An 18,842-nucleotide genomic window follows, 5' to 3' on the forward strand; every position below is an offset into this window, starting at 1 on the left:
AGTTTTTAGAACTCTAATGATAAACCACCTCTATAGATTGCAGATATTGGATAGTTACCTCTATCTACACCTCTTAAGAATATGTTTTGTGAACCTACTTCAGGATCAAAACCTTTATAATTTGTAAATGTAAAAGGGTTTTGAGCACTTGCATATATTCTCAGGTTTCTAACTTTTACTTTTTCCATCCAACGCTCTGGGAATGTGTAACCTAAAGAAAGGTTCTGAATTCTTAAATAAGAACCATCTTCAAGGAAGTAATCCGAGAAAGTACGTGTATTATAGTGTTCAATTTCATCACGTGGAGTTGGGATTTCAGAAGTTGGATTAACAGGTTGCCAAGCATTTGTTAACTCTTTATTTCTTTTTACTAAATAAGAATATGCTCTTGAACCATTGTAAACTTTTGCACCGTAAGCAGCGAATAATTGTACTCCTAAATCAAAACCTTTGTAGCTAACATTTAAACTTAAACCAGCTTCCCATTCAGGTGTTCCACTTCCCATATATTGTCTATCACCCTGATCAATTTCACCGTTTCCATTCACATCAACATATTTAAGATCACCTAATCTTGCCGTTGGTACTAATTCTTGATAAGCGCTTAATTCTTCTTCATTTTTTATTGTTCCTTCAGTAGGAATTAAGAAGAATGAACCTGCTGTAAAGCCGGGTTTTAAGAATGTAGTTGGTTCACTACCTCTAACCATTATAGGTTCTCCTCCTGAAATAGATTCAATTGAAGGAGCAAGAGATACAACACGGTTATTATTTTTTGTAAAAGTACCATTTACTGTAAAATGAACATCTCCGATATGGTTATTGTATCCTAAAGCTAATTCTATCCCTTCGTTTGTAAGGTTGCCTACATTTTGCCATACTCTATTATAACTATTTGATGGAGTTGCACCCGTAGAAGGAGGAATTGTTACAGCTAATAACATATCTCGTTTTTCTGCTTTATATATATCAGCTGAGAATGTTAATCTACCATCAAAAAACTCTGTATCTATACCCAAGTTTTGAGAGATGTTTGTTTCCCATTGGATAGACTTATCTACGAAAGTAGGAGCAGTAGAACCGTAATATAAATTATCACTTCCTTCACGGCCTAAAGTATAATCTACTTGTGGTGTTACGATAGACTGGTATGGAAGATCTGCCATTAAATTCTGTAAACCTTGTCCTGCTTTATCACTACCTGTTTCACCATAACCATATCTAACTTTAAAGTTTGAAACGGCCTTTTTTAATGGTTCCCAGAATTTTTCTTCTGATATATTCCATCCTGCAGAAACTGAAGGGAAGGTACCCCAATTATTATCTGAGTGGAAACGAGATGAACCGTCTCTACGAATTGAAGCACTTAATAAGTAACGGTTGTCATAGTTATATTGAATACGACCTAACATACCAATATTTCTATTTTCAGAATAACGTTCATCAGATGCTCTAATTTCATTTGCTGCACCTAATGATTGTGCTGAATTACTTGGGAAATCTGCTCCATAGATAAAAATTTTACTAGCTTTTGCTGATTCAAAAGTAACACCCCCTACAAAACCGACTTTATGTTTACCAAATGACTTGTTGTAAGTAGCTGTATATTCTTGAATTGTTCTTATATACTCATAATCATTATATTTTAGTTCAGATATAGGATTTGATGCATTTAATAAGTATTCACCATCCTCGTTATAAACTGAATATGTCGGTTTAAACCATTTATTTTCGTTTCTAGAAACTGATCCACCTACATTGGCGTTCAATTTGAAACCATCAAATAATTCATAGTTTAAAATAGCATTACCGTTATATCCATTTACATCAGTTTCATTTACCTCATTTAATTTACCAATGAATCGACCCATAGTCTCAGGGTTAGAACCTGGCACAACATAATCCGTACCTCCAGCAGTAATACCTGGTCTGTAAGGCGCTTGACGAATGGCATCATATTGTAAAGCCCATGGCTCGTTTTTCTTCTGACTATTATTCAGACCCATATTCACTTGGAGTCTAAATTTATCTTTCTTGAAAGTTGTATTGGCTCTTAATGTTTGTCTACCATATTCTGATCCGATCAAAACACCTTTCTGATCAAAAATTGTCCCTGTAATATTATAAGTTAGATATTCAGATCCACCAGATAATCTAACACTGTAATTTTGAATAGGTGCATTATCAACCTGTAATTCCTTCATCCAGTCTGTATTATAATACAAACCATTTGGAGCAGTTTCAAGTGGGTTAAATTTTCCTGATTCTTTTCCATCGTTAATTATATTATTAATATATAACGACTCTACTGTGTTTGCTAAAGGGACTCCAGAAGTAATGTTTTGAATACCATAATAACCATCAAAGTTTACTTTTAACGAACCTTTTTCACCTCTCTTTGTAGTAATTAATATTACACCTGCTGAAGCTCTTGATCCATAAATTGCCGCAGATGCACCATCTTTAAGGACTTCTATAGATTGAATTTCTTGAGGAGAAATGTTTGGATTAGTCGTGTAAGTAACACCATCAACAACATACAAAGGCTCAGAACCACCATCTTGGAATGAGGTCACACCTCTAATAGTAATTGTTGAATTTGCACCTGGGGAACCACCTGCTGATCTTACACTTACACCAGCCATTTGCCCTTGTAATGCTGTACCAATGTCTGAAGTAGCTAGTTTATCTAAATCTTCAGATTTAACTTGAGTGATTGCACCAGTCACTTCCCTTTTTTCTTGCTCACCATAACCAATTACAATAACTTCATCAAGTGATTTTTGGTCGTAAGCCATAACAACATCAAAGGTAGTTCTGTCACCAATCGTGAACTCTTGTGTTTTATAACTGATGGAAGAAATAACCAAAGTTCCTTCATTATTAGGAACTTTTAATTCAAAATTTCCATTAAAATCAGTTACAGTACCTATTGAAGTACCTTTAACGATTACATACGCTCCTATTAAAGGAGAATTCTCTTCATCAATCACATTACCTTTTAAAATAATGCCTTGTGCCATAATCTGGAAAGAAGAGATCAATACCAAGAAGAATGTTACTCCTAAGTATTTGGATAGATTTGCTTTTGTAAAATAACAACTCATAGTCTCTACATACTAATGTTTATAATTCAATTCATTTTTCATTGACAACTCAAAACTAGAGTGTTAAAATCTTACAAGTGTTGAAAAAACTATTATAAAATAGGGGGGAAAAAAATAATTGTAATTTAAATAGAAAGATATGTGTCGTTTAAAAAAAAATACCCCCTCTCTATTAATAAGTTTTCATAGCCTTAATATAATGATGAATAGAATGTTTTAATTTAATGATATAGTAAAAAATTTATGCTTAAAAAATTGTAATTGATATAAACCATGAAAATAAAGTATGCAGCATATTGTATGCCACATACTGTTAAAATTAACTTAACTCAATTTCTTCCATGACATCAATATTTTCTGTTTCTTCTAAATTTTCTTTCAAATAGGCCGAAGGTGGTACGCCAAATTCCTTTTTGAAGCAATTTCTGAAATATTTCAGATCATTAAAGCCTACCTCATAGGTTACATCACTAACACTAAATCTACCTAATTTTAACATTTGAGCAGCCCTTTTCAACCTAATATTTCTGATAAAGCCTTTAGCGGTTTGTCCAGTCAATGCTTTTAATTTCTGGTTTAGACGTATTGGAGTTGCTCCATATTCAGACGCTAATTTATCTACTGTAAATTCGGAATCTGAAATATTTTCCTCAACAATAGCTACTAACTTTTTCAAGAACTTTTCATCGATTGAAGTGTAAGTGATTTCACTAGGTTTTACATCAACCTTAGTTCTAAATTTCTTTTGCTGATTCTTTCTATTTTCAATTAGAGAATGAATTCTTGCTAATAAAACATCTGAATTAAAAGGTTTAGTAACATATGCATCTACACCATATTCATAACCTTTTAATTTACTGTTCTCAGAGTTTTTTGCAGTAAGTAAAATAATAGGTAAATGACACAGTTGTTTATTTCCTCTAATATTTTTTGTGAGTTCATAGCCATCCATAATTGGCATCATAATATCTGATAGGACTAAATTGGGCATTATTTCTTTTGCTAATTTTAATCCTTTTTGGCCATCTTCAGCAGTTGTTACATCATACTCCTCTTCAAGAATACCTTTTAACATTTCTCTTATGGAAAAGTTATCATCGATAACAAGAATTTTTGGTTTAGTCGCAAACTCTAATTCATCTTCTTCATGGTGCTCATTAACTTCTTCATTAGTTAAATTTCCGATTTCAAGATCACTGAAATCTTCCCCATCATATGCCTCTTTATCAATTGGAAATTCTAAAAAGAAAGTGGTCCCTTTGTTTATCTCACTTTTAACACTTATCTCTCCATGGTGTAGGTCTACTAAGCTTTTTGTGAAAGCTAAACCGATACCTGTTCCTCTATTTTTTGCCTTTTTAAGGTTAGATACTTGATAGAATCTATTAAATAAATAATCCAATTTCTCCTCAGAGATACCTATACCAGTATCTTGTAATTCAATCTTAACTTTATTGTTTTCTTGTTTTAAGAATAACTTTATCTCACCATCATAAGTAAATTTGAAAGCATTAGATAATAGGTTGTATAAAATCTTTTCAAGTTTATCCGTGTCCATATAACCGTGAATATTATTGGAAGATACTTCATATGAAAAATGAATATTTTCATGCTCTGCAAATTCTTTAAACGAATGGTACACTTGATCTAGAAAAGTAGACCAATTCCCCCTCGAAAGATGTAGTTTCATCTGTCCCTGCTCCACTTTCCTAAAATCTAATAACTGATTTACTAAACGCATTAAATGTTGTACATTCTTGAATATCAACTGGTAACTTTTCTCTTTTTCTGTTTGAGACAGTGCACTACCTTTCTTAATAAGTTGTTCAATTGGCGTATGAATTAAGGTAAGTGGCGTTCTTAATTCATGTGAGATATTAGTAAAAAATTGAAGTTTTAATTGACTAAGATCTTCCAGTTTTTCTCTTTCAAACTTCTCCATTTCTAGCTGATCTTTCTTTCTAGCTGTTATCACAGAGTACCTTGAGAAGAATACAATAATGCCTATTAATAAAATAAAGTAAATAATTTTTGCCCACCAACTTAACCACAACGGAGGAAGTACATTTACACTCAGAGTAATAGGGGATGGGTTCCAAATATTATCTCCATTGGAAGCTTTTACGTATAATGTATATTCCCCTGGAGATAAATTGGTGTATTTTGCCTCTCGTTGTTCTGCATCAGCAATTACCCAATCTTTGTCGAAACCTTCTAATTTATATTTGTAATGATTATTTTCCGATGAACCAAAATGTAATGAAGCAAATTTTACCGAAAAACTATTATGACTATACTCCAATTCAATTTCTTCAGTTGTCTGTAATGAAGTATTTAAAATTACTTTTCCATCAAATTCATCGTAAATGTTCACTTTGGTGTTTAATACTTTTAATTCAGTAAAAATCACATCAGCTATGGTATTATCATCAATAATTTCATGAGGTTTGAAGATATTAATACCGTTTACACCTCCAAATAACAGTTCTCCATTTTTTAATTTAAAAGCAGAAAGTTCCCCAAATTCATCATCTTGCAGACCATCCGAAAAGTCAAAGTTTTTAATTGATCTTGTCTCTAAATTAATTTTAGAAAGCCCTCTATTACTTGCTATCCATAAATTACCGTAATCATCTTCTAATATAGATTTTATCACATTACTTGGTAAACCATTTTCTGTAGAAATGTGATCAAAGATAATAGTGTTTTTTTCAATACCTTTGGCTTGAATAATATTTAGACCTCCACCCATTGTTCCAATCCAAATTTCACCATTTGAAGCTTCAAAAATAGGCATAACATAGTTATAACTTAAGCTACTTGAGTCATTGGATTTATTTTGGATAATTTTAAAATTAGGATTTTCTTTAATTTTCTCATCCCTTGGTAAATAAACTAACCCCGCATTAGTTCCTATCCATAAATTACCTTTTTTATCAGTAGTTAAACTACGTATTATATTGATTTCTTCTTTATCGTTATCAATTATTTTAGGGAAAGACCAAAACATTTTATTTTCCTTCTCAACACCTCTAATTAATCCTCCACCATAAGTGGCCATCCATAGCAAAGAATCACCATCATTTTCTATATCAAAAGTAGTATTATTATGATTTTGAGGATGAAAAACACTTTGTAACAATTTATCCTCTAGTTTAGTAGCATCTTTACAGGGTATTGCTAAGGTTTTAAAAGGGTATCCAATACCGAATATCATTTTATCTTGAAATTGTTCAATAGCATAAACTACATTTTGAGATTTACTATTTAAAGCAATATCAATAGGTTGTACTTTACCATTTTCAATAACATTAATGCCACCACCTTCAGTGCCTATCCAAATTCTATCATGATCATCCTGAAAAACACCTCTTATTTTATTGTAAGTAAGGTTATTTTGTTCTGTTCCTTTTTTTAAATGTTTGAATTTTTTTCTTCTTGGATTGAATTTGTTGATACCACTACCATTTGTTCCTACCCAAACTACTCCAAGTTGATCTTTATAAATTGAGGTAATAATATTTGCTCCAAATGATTCGTGATTATTACTATTAAAGTGATCAATTTGCTGAAGTGTATAACTTTCTCTTTCAAGATGATAACGAAATAATCCGTGACCCGTTCCTGCCCAAACTACTTCATCTTGATCTTGTAATAGTGCCTCTGCTTTAATGTCACTCAATTTCTTAAATGTACCAATCCCTTTATTTTTATCATTTACTGTTAACTCATAAATTCCATCAAAATAAGCAATAAGAAGACCTTCTGTCCCTTCAGTGATCGCTAATACACTATTATCTAAATCTTTCGTAAAGCTTTTAAAAATACTGAATTCGTTGTTTTTTTTAGGATTTGTAAGTATCTGTATACCTTTTTTTCCTCCTACCCATAAATTCCCTCTTTTGTCAACATATAGTTCAGTTATATGATTTGAGAGAATACTTTCTGAATTATGTGGATTATGATAAAACTTATTTACAAGTAAATTATTATCTTGAAGAGAGGAAGAAGCGATTTTATTTAATCCTTTAAGATTACCAAACCACAAATTGCCAGAGTGATCTTTTACTAATGTAACTACATTATTCTCCGTAAATAATTTTGGAGAAGCCTCATTATTTGAAAAAAAAGTAAATTTTTCAGTTGTAAGATCAAAACGAAATAAACCCGCATCTGCTGAACCTATCCATAAGTTACCGAAATTATCCTGGATAATATTATTAATAAGGTTTGAAGGTAGACCATGAGTATCCATTCTATAATTTTTAAACTCATAGCCATCGAATCTACTAAATCCATCATTAGTACCAATCCAAATAAGCCCTTTTACATCTTGATAAATACAATTAACATCATTTTGAGACAACCCTTGTTTCGTTGTGTAATGCTTAAATACTGGAGATACATCAAAAGCATACAAATTTGATGTTTGAACAATTAAGAAAAAAGTAGTAATAATTAAGTAGACTTTCACAAAAAAACTTCTTGTGAAAAATGGTAGTAAATTCATAGTCATAATAATTCATACAAGCCGTTTAGCTGATCATTTCAAAAAATCTTCGTCATAAAACTATAAAAAATACCCCTACATAACAATATTTAGGAGTATAACATTATAAACACCCCCTGTTAAAATTAAATTTTACCCCCCCCCATTAAACACTTCTTTTTATCTAATACCTATCAAATTATGTATTTAGATAAAGTTTTGAGTATAAAAACAAGGTCTTGTTAAAGAATTAAGGAAGTTTTTACTAATCTTGATAAATTAAGAGGGGTATTTTTTTCATATCACCCTATTTGAGTTCAAAAAAGGTGGAATAATAGTGTAATAGTAATTACAACCCCTCTATTCAAAAAGATAATTTCCAACACTTCAACATAATCAACTTTAAATTTGGGTAAATGATAAAAGCAAACTTGACTCTAATACAAACAACTTTAGGTCATCTGTAATAAATCATAGAGTTTATTAATGCTTGATAAAAGATTACTTAATTATAAATAAGATAGTATGAGAAATGTAGTTATTTTGATTATGGCAGCCTTTCTCGGAGCATGTTCCATTCAAAAAGAGAATGTAGCTTCCGATAAAGAGGTATTTGAGCCCAATTGGGAATCACTTCAACAATATGAAGTGCCTGAATGGTTTCAGGATGCTAAACTAGGAATATTTGTCCACTGGGGAGCTTACGCGGTTCCTGCATATGGTTCTGAATGGTATCCAAGGATGATGTATATGGATAGTGTAGAATGGGACCCCAAAGGAGTTGCCAAAAAAGTTGGGCCAACTAATATGAATCAATATCATGAAAAGAATTTTGGTAGCTTAGATAAGTTTGGTTATAAAGATTTCATCCCTATGTTTAAAGCTGAAAAATTTAATGCTAAAGAATGGGTAGATTTATTTGAGAGATCAGGAGCTAAATATATTGTACCAGTTGCTGAACATCATGACGGATTTGCTATGTACAAATCAAAACATACACGCTGGAATTCTGTAAACATGGGTCCTAAAAAAGATATTTTAGGAGAACTTACTAAAGAGGCAAGAAGCAGAGATTTAAAAATTGGTGCTTCTTCTCATTATGCATTTAACTGGAACTACTACACCTATAAAAAAGGGTTTGATACAATGGACCCTGAGTATAGTGATCTATACAGTAAACCTCATGAGCATTATGCTCCTGCAGATCAAGAATTTTTAGCACATTGGTGGGAAAGAACTCAAGATATCATAGATTCTTATCAACCAGATATCTTATGGTTTGATTTTTACATTGATCGTGAAGAGTTTATGCCTTATCACCCTAAATTAGCAGCATATTATTATAATAAAGGTATAGAGTGGAAAAAAGATGTTGTGCTACAAACAAAAAATTTCAAGATGGTGACTTTCCCAGAAGGTACGCATGTCTTAGATATTGAGAGAGGTAAAATGTCGGACATTAAAGATAAAGTTTGGCAAACAGATACTTCTATTGGTAAAAACTCTTGGGGTTATGTTACTAATTGGGAATCAAAAAATGCGAATACATTAATTGATGACTTGGTTGATATTGTAAGTAAGAACGGCTGTTTACTACTTAATGTTGGACCAAAAGCTGACGGAACAATTCCTGAAGATCAAAAAGCTATTTTATTAGAAATTGGAGATTGGTTAGCAATTAATGGTAAGGCAATTTATGGTTCTAGACCTTGGAAAATATATGGAGATGGTCCAACAAAAGTAGCAACAGGCCATCATACTGAAGGTAAAAATAAAGACCTTACAGCTGATGATTTTAGATTTACTACTAACGATGGAAAATTATATGCCATCTCTATGGCGTGGTCTTTTAACGGTAAAGTTAAGATCCCTGCATTAAAAACAAGTTCTGAATATATTAATTCAGGTATTAAGAAAATTAAATTACTAGGTGCAGAGGGTGAATTAGATTATATACAAAATGAAGAATATTTAGAAATTCTTCTTCCAAGTGAAAAACCTTGTGAACATGCATTTGTATACGAAATCGAATTTGAAGACAAAAATCAAATCGCATTTAAATAAATTAATTTTAATATATTCCGAAAAAGCTGTTACTCTATGAATAACAGCTTTTTTCGTATAACAATTATTACAATGAAAAAAAATATTACTATTATTTGTTCTATTTATTAATTCATTCTTTTCATTAGGACAAATTGATATTGAACATGTAACTATATCGTTAGATCCGACTGTTCAGTTCTCTTATGATGATGTTAGTACTTTTGATAGACAAAAGTTTATCACTGTTCATTCTAATTATGAGCATATCCCTTCTGAATTTAAAAATTATTTATACGACACTCTTAGAGTTGCGATGGAAGACGTTTTGGAATAGGAGGACCTTCCAACAAATTAAGTAATACATCCATTCATGAACCAGGTACAATTCAATTAAAAGACCTCAATAAAGAAATGAAAAGGTTAGCCAAAAATGGACGAGAATACAAATATGATAATGAAATGATTGTTACCTCTCATCCAGGTTCTTATTTTCCTTTAGGACAATTTAAAATTGAAGGAAAGAAACAGGACTGGAATAGTTATGATGCTGTAGCGATGTATTATACAAAAAGATTAAAAGAAAAGAGCTATAGAAAAGGGTATTTGGAGTTACTTAATGAACCATTTGTTCATGATAGAGATATGCATACAAATGCAGACTCAATAATTAATATGTACAAACATACTGCTGAAGCTATTCATAAAAATTATCCAAATGTAAGAGTAGGAGGACATGGACATGCATGGCCTGCTTATGAATTAAATGACTTTCAAATATGGAATGAAAGAATGGGGAAGTTTATTGAAGTTGCAGGAAAAGAAATGGATTTTCTATCTGTACATCTTTATTCTACCTTTTATGATGACAAAGCTAGCTTTAGAGCAGGGGCTAATGTTGAAGCTATATTAGATCTTATTGAAGCAAAATCTATCAACACTTTCGGGAATGTAAAGCCATTAGTTATTTCTGAATATGGTACTGGATTTAAAAAAGGAAGTAAACTAAGAGAGGAATATTTTGAAAATAGAGATTGGTATATTTTACATGGTGTAAATTCAAAACTCTTTCAATTTATTAAAAGGTCTGATAACATAGAGAAAACGGTTCCTTTCATATGTGGAACTGCGGAGTGGTATAAATTCCCTTATCCTTATCCATTTGTATTATTTCATAAAACAAAAGAGGGATACCAATTGACGCACCTAATGAAATTTTATGAATTTTGGAAAGGTATTGAAGGAGAATATATTTATTCAAATAGTAATAATGTGGATATTCAAACTATTACATTAAGAAATGATGACATCATTTTTATTTGTTTAGATAATCTTGAAAAAAGAGACTATAATTTAAACTTAATCAATAGCTTACCTTCAAATGCAATAAAGTCATTTTCTATAAGAAGGCTATATAGTAAAGATCAAAAACCTCTTATAATTGAAGAAAAGTTAAAAGACCTTAGTAAAGTCATCTTACATGAAGATGAAACTGCCATCATTACATTAAAGTTAAATGATGGGTATCCAATTAATTCAATAGTTACTCAAAAGTCTTTATACCACCCTGATATTATCCAAAAGGTAAAGCAAAATCAAAAAGAATATACTTTTGAACTCAATGAAAATAAAGAAAACCTAGCTTATGCTTCCTTAAAATTAGGTGTTTCAAGGCCAACTTCAGCAGACCTTTACCCAAAGGTATTCCTTAACGGAAAAGAAATTTTACTTACCAAAAATGAGATGGGTAGACCACAAAATTTTAAAGAAGTTGCTTTTGAAGGTGCTGATGAACCAAAAACACCCACATTCAAGATAATCCATAAACCCGCCATAAGCCTTTGATGTGGTTAAAAAAGCTGTTTTCATTCTAAAATGAATATGTTTTTAATTTAAACATTAAATTATTTCAAAATTGAATTAATTAAAGTTCTTACAAACGTTGATTATGTTCAAAATGCTATGAAAATACGTAACATAAACTGTCTTGTATTCATTGTATCGTAAATCATATAATAATTTTGTTTTATTACAATTGTATTTTACAACGATCATTTTCAATGATCAAGAAAATCTCACATGATAATATAATTAGCTATGGCGGGTTTATGGATTATCTTGAATGTGGGTGTAATTGATAACCTATTAATTTTGTAAATACTTTGCATCGAGTGATGTGGGGATATTTATATATTATAATTAATCTTATGTTAAATAGAGAGATTTAAAAGTAACCCCTACTAGCTTATTATGAATTCCAATTGCAGTTACAATATTTTCCTCACTTACAATCTAGTCTTACCGAATCTTTTAAATTACTGCCGTGGACTATCACAAAATATTATTCATTAGGAATGAATAATTAATACATATTATATTTCAACTGTATATACCCAATCGGGTATAATTGGAATGAATATAAAAATATTTATACCTTTTCGGGTATAAAATAGTTAATAGAGAAATGTTTTATACCCGAAAAGGTATAAACATATTAAAATTTAGTACTTTTATACCCGAAAAGGTATATTACTATGAATAATTTAAGTCAATTCGTCAAAGAAAAAAGAAATTTACTTGGTTTGACCCAAGAAGATCTTTCATTTAAGGCAGGTGTAGGGTTAAGGTTTATCAGAGACTTAGAGCAAGGAAAAAAAAGCTTAAGAATGGATAAAGTCAATCAGGTTCTTACATTATTTGGGCATGAATTAGGTCCAGTACAAATTAGAAGATATGAAGAGAGCTAAAGTATATATGCACAACAGGGTAGCAGGAGTACTTACAGAAGATGAAAATGGATTTCACTTTGAGTATAATCAAGCTTATCTGGAGCAAACTGATGCTGAACCTATCAGCTTAACACTTCCTCTAGAAGAAAAGGAGTTCGAAAGTAAAGTTATGTTTCCATTTTTCGATGGTTTGATTCCTGAAGGATGGTTATTAGATATTGCTCAAAAAAATTGGAAGTTAGATGCTAGAGACAGAATGGAAATTTTACTTAAAACATGCAATGATTGTATTGGTGCAGTAGCAATAGAAGAAATTTAAAAATTATGGAAAAGAAGTGCTTATACTGTTATAAAAAATTAAGTATTGAGGAACTCAAAACTACTGCAGGAAAAAGAGGGTATCATTCAAAGTGTAGTAAAAAGTTTTTTGGTAAATCTATTCCACCATTATTAGATTTCAGTGAAGACCAAATAATAAAATTAGCAGAACAGGTTGTAAAAAGTCAGAAGACAATAACAGGAGTTCAACCTAAACTATCTCTCGGTTTAAGTAAAGAAACAAACAAGCCAGAAAGATTTACTATTGTCGGTTTATGGGGGGAATATATTCTCAAGCCACAAACAGAATTATATTCCAATTTGCCTGAAATTGAAGACGTGACAATGCACCTTGCTCAAATCAGTAAAATAAAGACGGTACAACATTCCTTAATTAAATTTCAATCTGGACAGTTAGCATATATCACAAAAAGAATTGATCGTGAGAATGGTAAGAAATTACATATGGAAGACATGTGTCAGTTAACTGAGCGACTTACTGAGTATAAGTACAAAGGATCACACGAGCAAATTGTAAAAGTGATTAAAAAACATACCGCCAATCCAGGATTAAACGTCATCGATTATTATGAATTGGTACTGTTCTGCTTTTTGACAGGAAATAATGATATGCACTTAAAAAACTTTTCTTTATTAAAAAAAGATCAGAATTATGATCTATGTCCAGCTTATGATTTAGTTGCATCAGAACTTGTTGTAGAGGGAGACGATGAAGAGTTGGCTCTAAATCTAAATGGTAAAAAGAGAAAAATAAATCGAAAGGATTTTGAAACTGCCATGACAACAGCTAAAATAGATTCGAAAGTAATAGAAAATATTTTTAAGAAATATAAAAGGCTATTACCGAAATGGTATAAGTTCATCAATGAGAGTTTTCTTCCGCAAAAAATGAAAGAAGAGTATATTTCTATGATTCAGCTGAAAGCTAATCAAATTGAATTATAAATAGAAGCGTTAAATTTGTATATTCTATAAAACTTATCAGGTATCTGGAGGTTTGTATTTTGTTGTAAGTTCACTACAAAATACCATCAAAATTGCAGTGAACTCACACCAATTTGATTAAAAACAATCTCCCTAAAAACTTCCATCTTCTCCCTAATTCCCACTCCCTGACGAGTAGGCACTTTCATCATCTCCCCTTTCTCTACATCAATCACCCCTAACAGATCAGATTGCTCAGAGCCTTCAGCCTTTTCCAAAGCCACTTCCACCAACTTAGAAGGAACAGCAAAAAAGAAGAAGTCAGTCCAGCCGATATATTCCGTAAACTTGGCATCATTGACTAAATCATGCTTAGAAACCTTGATTTCAATACCTGCTGTCATCAGCTCATCACCATAAGCAGCATAATGTGGCTTGATCGTCATGATTGCATCGAACCTACGGCGTTGAGATTTGGGTTTTCCGAAGCGAGTTACTTCTTCCGTATCGATTCTCACAGTTACCTCTTTAAAAGCTTTTGTCTCTGGAGGAGTATACATCTTAGCGATAAATGGATAATGTTGAATACAAAGTTGTTGGACCCAATCTGTTTTCAAACTTACTGCTTCAAAAACTTCATCCGCAGTAAGAGAATTGAGTTGCGTATCCACGAGCATTACATTATTAGCTTCATTCAATTGACTTTCAATATTGAATAATTGATTAGGTTTTACTGCATTCCAAGTTTCTCGAAGCTCTTTGTTGTTGACATCTCCCGAAAGGATCTTTTGCATCTGATCAGCAACGATATCTTGAGGAGCATGTTTCTCAATCTTAGAAAAGGTTTCTAGTTGGTAAGGAGTAGAAGTCGCCTGATGCAAGTCTTCAGGTCTATTGGAATCAATCAATCCAAGGAAGGTACGAGAAGCTTTGAAGATACGCCATATATAGCTTGTTGCAACATTGGTAGAATAACTCACATGATCTACCCACTTGGTGAAGTTCTTGAATTCAACTTTATACAACTCGTTATTTTTTACAATCAGCATCAACTCCCCTATCTTCTTCCAGGAACGCTTTTCCTTAGTTAGAAGTTGATGGATTTCGGTTTCTATTTGTGGTAAATCAGTGATATTTGTTTTCATATTTTACTCTACTTAGTAGAGTAAATATAATAAATTGATTATAACATTTGAAATTAAGGTATTAGATAAAATTTGAGTATCTACTTTTGATGATTACAAACTAAACTTTACTTGTACCATAAACTGCCTCGGTCTTAGGTAAAAATAGTATTGTGAACTTTGAAAAGCATTTACTGTCGTTTGTGTATAAGATTGATGATCTAGTATATTTTGAGCTGTAAAGATTAATCTTGTTTTCTTATTAAATTTATATTGATAAGACAAATCCATGTAAAGGAATTCATCATCAACAAAAGTGTGGTCAATCCATTTATTATTCCATTTAAACAAATGTTTCTTTCTCGAAAATTGAAGTTCAGCTCCAACTATTCTTTGTGACCAATCTACTTTATTGAGTTCTTGATAGATATTTTCCGAGATATATTCATTGTAATATGTAGAAATTATTAATCCCTTTATTATTGGAAAATCAAGCATTGCTTCCCAATTCAAATACTGATTAATATTGCGGTTTACTTCTTCATTTAGAATGACATTCTCTTCGTTTTGTCCTACCTCTAATTTTCCTTTGATCGTAGATTTTAATGCTAAAAGAAACCAATCAAAATTTCCTTTAATTTTTTGATTTACTCCCTGATTATTTTCAAATGACTGTGTTTGCATCAATGCGACACCCTCATCACTAATTTCATAAGCACTTATCCAATCTTTATTGGTGATATTATATTCATAGCTACCATAAAAGTTGAGCGATGCTGCTGTTAATTCATATCCTAAATTTCCTCTAAATGAATGGCTTTTTGTTTGAAGAATAGGTAAATGTTTTTGATTGGCCCCATTAAAATTATTGACAATAATGCCACTGTACATTTGAGGAAGTTCAGTAAAATTATTGTTGTAACTATAATTTCCTTCAAGCTTAATACCATTTAGATTATATCGAATATATGAAGAGGGTTCAAAGACGATTTTATTAACCTGACTTTCTTCATTCAAGATATGATTTGATAATCTTCTAGACTGAAAAGAGATATTGGGGTTGAAAGACAAGGTTAATTTCTTGTATTTATAACTTAATGCAGGATTGATTTTGGGAATAAAAGTGATGTAATTCAAATCATTTTCATAAATAGTAGCATCTCCTTCTTGAATAGATGGCAGAGAAGATTTCAATGTTCTCCATTCATAATTCAAACTTAACTTTGTATTCAACGTTAGCTTTTTCCACTTTTTAATAATACTCGTTCCTACATAAGATTTAAAATGATCTTGATGAGTTTCCTGTTGAATTGTAGGGTTTGTATTCAGTAATGAAAGATCCATCAAAGGACCTCCAGTAAACTGAAGTTGTTCAGGTGAATTAGTATATTCTGCATATACGTTCATCTTATAATAGGTATTACCTACCTTCATGACTTTACTAAACTTGTCTCCAAAACTATAAAACTTCCTTGATGAAGTCTGTGGAATATATTCCTCATTTTGAATAAAATCTGCATTTTCATGACTATCTAAAACTTTGAAATGAAAAACATTTTTAAAATAATTTTCACTTGAATTATGTTCATATGTCAGTTTAGTATTTAGATATTTTTTTGTAAAAGTTGAACTGTTAAGATTATGTATTCCAATGGTATCACCAGGTACAAAATAGAATGTATTGGAAGACAAATCTTGAAATCGAGTATCATGATATGCATCGATATTGACTTTCAAATCTCCTTTTCCAAACCCCGTTAGATAATTAGTAGTTACGGTATGAGTTTGATGATCATTGTATTCAGATTTCTTAAATAATGAGCTCTCCAATGGGTTGTTTCCTAATAAAAACATAGGACTACTTTCTATCAATCCAAACTCCAAATAATCAAACAAACTGACACTATTAAAAACATCCAATTCATCTTGACCACTGTTTGTAGAAGATAAAACGTTAACGGTTTGATGTTTTTTATTGAAAACCATTGGCGTTGCTTTAGCATACCAAATGTTAGGCATTCCTCCTCCTACTTCTGCATTACCCGTTACTGTAACACCTTGTTTAAGTACAATATTTATAGCAGGATCTATAGAGTTTACGACATCTTTCAACATTTTTATGGGTTGATGATCTTTCAAAACTTCCACGGATGCTACAGCATTCTTAGGAAGGTTTTTTGAAGTAACTGCATATTGCCCTCCCATTAAATCTTTCCCTTCTACATAAAACTTATTGATTGCTCTTCCTTGATATGAAATTTTCCCATCTTCGCTTACTTCAATTCCTGGCATTCTTTTCAGGACATCTTCAATCGATTCATCTCCTTCTTTTGCAAATGTATCAACAGTATAATTAAGTGTATCGCCTTCTTCGGTAATAGGTTTAGATTTTACTTCTAATTCTTTTAGCAATTTATCAGAGGGCGTAAGCACTAAATCCAAATGAGAAGTACTCACCTTAATTCTTTTTTCAATAGATGAATAACCTAAAGATCTACCGACAACACGGACACTATCTTGTTTTTCTTTTAATGTAATTTTAAAAACACCTTCTTTGTCAGTTACACTAAAACCAAGAATTACTTGTTGATTTATTTTGTATGCAATTACCGATGCACCACTAATTGGTTCACTCTTATCATTCTTTAATGTTCCCTGAATGGTTTGAGAAAATATGATGGTAGAGCTAGATAAAAAGAGTAATGTTAGTAAGTATTTCATTGTTGAAAGGCAATGCATTTTTATCTAAAACTTGTACTAGTTTTACTAAAATTTATTGTTTTAAAAAATTAATAAGAAGGTACCTACTCTTTTTGAGCTTTTCGGTTTCCGTCTATATGTATACAATATTTATAAATCTTGATTTAGATCATAAAACTTTAAAAGTAAATTATCATATAGTGAATATTTAAGTTTAAGGTGTTTAATGTTTTCTTCTGAAGTATTTTTCATTAATGGTAATTCCTTTAGTGGTCGCTTCATTGCTTCATTTCTACCGATTATCTGTAAATCATATCCAGCTTCTAAAAGTTTTCTTTTTCTTAATATTTGTTTTTCAATATTTTTGAGATTATAATGACTTTTGTTAATACCTCCAAAATCAAGCAAAGACATATTGTACTTATCATACTTTTCAACACTAGTTAGTTGGAATTCATGAATTTTACACTCATCATATAAAGTAACTATTAACCCTGGCAATCCACCAAATACATATGGTCCATCGCTTATTGGAATTTCAGGTGTAAACCAAGCTATAATCTTATAGTAACCATATGTGGCCTCAGCCTTAAAACATGAATAACCCAGAATTATTTTTGATTCATTTGTTATTTTCCATGAAAATTGATTTACCGTTTCAATAAATTCAATATTAACACAAAAATCATAACCATGAACTACTTTTATTTTATTTCCAGTATAATTTTTACTTATTCTAATATCATTAATTATTGGGTCACCTAGTTCATTAATTTTTTCTGATATATCTCTCCACGAAGAAATTTGTGTTGTTACATCGTCTTTTTGAAGGATCAATTTCTTATGTAATCTATTTTCGGTAAAATAATTAGAAGCTTTTTTATTTGTTAGTAAAACAAATTTTTCTTTTACAGTTGTTGTATCATTTTTCCAAGGTTTTACTTCATGAGTATATGCAAATTTCATTTCTGAAGTACCCATTGGATAAGTTTGTCCGAAAATATCATTAATAAATAATGATAAAAAAAGAAAAATAAATATTCTATTCATAGTTGTAAATAAGTTAAATACCTGCTCAAAAAACATTTGAGCAGGATTTTTTATTAGCAAGTAAAATGAATACCATCATTATATGCCATATCTAAAATGGCATAATATTGAGTTCTGTTAGAATAATATAATTCTGACATTAGTTTATCACAACTTATATCAATGCTTCCTAGTTTTCCACCATTTACATTCTTCATTTGCTTTAAAGTTAGCTTTTTCATTTTTAAAAAATTAAATATTAAGTACCAATAGCGTCCTAAACGTTTAAAAAAGTGTGAGAAAAGTTTAAGTATCTCAATTAACTTTGAGTTGCATAAAAAAAACATATTCTCACACA

General features: G+C 31.0%; 11 protein-coding genes. 5 read left to right on the forward strand and 6 right to left on the reverse strand.

Translation table 11 applies throughout. The features are described from left to right. Positions 1 to 5: 5 nt before the first annotated feature. Entirely contained in the window at positions 6 to 3,107 is a 3,102-nt protein-coding gene (locus tag ACXAHM_RS09640; RefSeq protein ID WP_474960222.1) for a SusC/RagA family TonB-linked outer membrane protein, read from the reverse strand. Between the two features lie 319 nt (positions 3,108 to 3,426). Next, positions 3,427 to 7,581, reverse strand: a complete 4,155-nt coding sequence (locus ACXAHM_RS09645; RefSeq protein ID WP_474960223.1) for a hybrid sensor histidine kinase/response regulator transcription factor — start codon at positions 7,579 to 7,581, stop codon at positions 3,427 to 3,429. Between the two features lie 564 nt (positions 7,582 to 8,145). On the opposite strand from ACXAHM_RS09645, the gene ACXAHM_RS09650 reads away from it, so the two are divergent. The 5 genes from ACXAHM_RS09650 to ACXAHM_RS09670 all read left to right on the forward strand — a co-directional run bounded on the left by ACXAHM_RS09650 (position 8,146) and on the right by ACXAHM_RS09670 (position 13,652). Further along, positions 8,146 to 9,660 carry an alpha-L-fucosidase gene (locus ACXAHM_RS09650; protein ID WP_474960224.1) on the forward strand — a complete coding sequence of 505 codons (1,515 nt, stop codon included), beginning with the start codon at positions 8,146 to 8,148 and terminating at the stop codon, positions 9,658 to 9,660. Positions 9,661 to 10,053: 393 nt separating this feature from the next. Next, positions 10,054 to 11,484 (forward strand): GH39 family glycosyl hydrolase, encoded by a 1,431-nt coding sequence (locus ACXAHM_RS09655; protein WP_474960225.1) that lies wholly within the window; start codon positions 10,054 to 10,056, stop codon positions 11,482 to 11,484. Between the two features lie 689 nt (positions 11,485 to 12,173). Continuing rightward, on the forward strand, positions 12,174 to 12,386 hold the full coding sequence (locus ACXAHM_RS09660) for a helix-turn-helix transcriptional regulator (RefSeq protein WP_474960226.1): 213 nt from the start codon (positions 12,174 to 12,176) through the stop codon (positions 12,384 to 12,386). Further along, entirely contained in the window at positions 12,373 to 12,687 is a 315-nt protein-coding gene (locus ACXAHM_RS09665; protein WP_474960227.1) for a HipA N-terminal domain-containing protein, read from the forward strand. Before ACXAHM_RS09660 ends, ACXAHM_RS09665 begins: the two co-directional genes overlap by 14 nt. A gap of 5 nt (positions 12,688 to 12,692) precedes the next feature. After that, entirely contained in the window at positions 12,693 to 13,652 is a 960-nt protein-coding gene (locus tag ACXAHM_RS09670) for a HipA domain-containing protein (protein ID WP_474960228.1), read from the forward strand. Between the two features lie 86 nt (positions 13,653 to 13,738). On the opposite strand, the gene ACXAHM_RS09675 is transcribed toward ACXAHM_RS09670, so the two are convergent. The 4 genes from ACXAHM_RS09675 to ACXAHM_RS09690 form a co-directional block, all read right to left on the reverse strand. Continuing rightward, positions 13,739 to 14,776: a hypothetical protein gene (locus tag ACXAHM_RS09675; RefSeq protein WP_474960229.1), complete on the reverse strand. Its 1,038-nt coding sequence runs from the start codon at positions 14,774 to 14,776 to the stop codon at positions 13,739 to 13,741. A gap of 93 nt (positions 14,777 to 14,869) precedes the next feature. Then, positions 14,870 to 17,476 carry a peptidase associated domain and porin domain-containing protein gene (locus ACXAHM_RS09680; RefSeq protein ID WP_474960230.1) on the reverse strand — a complete coding sequence of 869 codons (2,607 nt, stop codon included), beginning with the start codon at positions 17,474 to 17,476 and terminating at the stop codon, positions 14,870 to 14,872. A gap of 129 nt (positions 17,477 to 17,605) precedes the next feature. Continuing rightward, positions 17,606 to 18,505 (reverse strand): GLPGLI family protein, encoded by a 900-nt coding sequence (locus tag ACXAHM_RS09685; protein WP_474960231.1) that lies wholly within the window; start codon positions 18,503 to 18,505, stop codon positions 17,606 to 17,608. A 53-nt stretch (positions 18,506 to 18,558) separates the two neighbouring features. Then, positions 18,559 to 18,726 carry a hypothetical protein gene (locus ACXAHM_RS09690; protein ID WP_474960232.1) on the reverse strand — a complete coding sequence of 56 codons (168 nt, stop codon included), beginning with the start codon at positions 18,724 to 18,726 and terminating at the stop codon, positions 18,559 to 18,561. Between the last annotated feature and the right edge of the window lie 116 nt (positions 18,727 to 18,842).

It is taken from the genome of Flammeovirga sp. AWQ4_249 (assembly GCF_056161045.1).